Origin of the sequence: Nostoc sp. MG11 (assembly GCF_014904695.1) — a bacterium.
In the GTDB taxonomy this organism is placed as follows: domain Bacteria; phylum Cyanobacteriota; class Cyanobacteriia; order Cyanobacteriales; family Nostocaceae; genus Komarekiella.
The window spans coordinates 1-827 of sequence record NZ_JACXXN010000200.1 but is presented as its reverse complement, the minus strand read 5'-3'; the positions used below and the strand labels follow the sequence as shown (position 1 = coordinate 827).

Here is an 827-nt window from a genome sequence, read left to right as displayed (position 1 = left end):
GCTCTAACTAATTTAGGTCAACTGCGTCGTGACAATCCGCAGAATGCATCTATTAATAAAGATTGGATTGATTTATTAAATGTAGTTGGCTTGCAAGATATTGCTAAGGAGCCAATTATAGAGCATTACAACTTAGAAAAATAAGACTAATCAGACGGTAAAGTTACTGTTTTATTGGGGGGTACTATGTCGGGGATAACTCAAAATTGGCAATGCTGGTGTAGTAGTTTTGTGGTGTGCGGGGTGTTAATTGCTTCTTGGCAAGAATATGTTTTTGCTCAAATTACCCCGGATAACACCTTGCCTAATAACTCCATCGTCACACCAGATGGTAGCACCCTCAATATCACTGGAGGAACGCAATCAGGAAGTAATTTGTTTCACAGCTTTGGTGAATTTTCTGTACCTAATGGTGGCACTGCTGACTTTAATAATGCTGTAGATATTCAAAATATCATTAGTCGGGTTACGGGTGGGTCAGCTTCTAATATTGATGGGTTAATTCGTGCTAATGGTACAGCTAATTTGTTTTTGATAAATCCAAATGGGATTATTTTTGAACGGGGGGCAAGACTAGATATTGGTGGTTCATTTGTAGGGACTACAGCTAATGCGATTGGATTTGGCGATCGCGGTTTTTTTAGTGCTTCAAATCCGAATACTCCTGAACTTCTAACAGTAAATCCTTCGGCTTTTTTGTTTAATCAAATTGCTACTACGCCGATTCAAAATAACTCAATAGTTTTGCGCGTACCAGATGGCAATAGTTTGCTGTTGGTAGGCGGTGATATCAATATGGATGGGGGACGATTAAATGCTTTTGGTGG

At 39.3% G+C, this 827-nt stretch carries 2 protein-coding genes; both read left to right on the top strand.

The window, feature by feature from the left end:
* On the top strand, nt 1–144 hold a 144-nt coding region (locus tag HCR01_RS41045), incomplete at its 5' end, for a DUF928 domain-containing protein (protein ID WP_193201036.1).
* A gap of 42 nt (nt 145–186) precedes the next feature.
* Nucleotides 187–827, top strand: a 641-nt coding sequence (locus tag HCR01_RS38070) for a filamentous hemagglutinin N-terminal domain-containing protein (RefSeq protein WP_193201035.1), incomplete at its 3' end; no start/stop codon positions are given.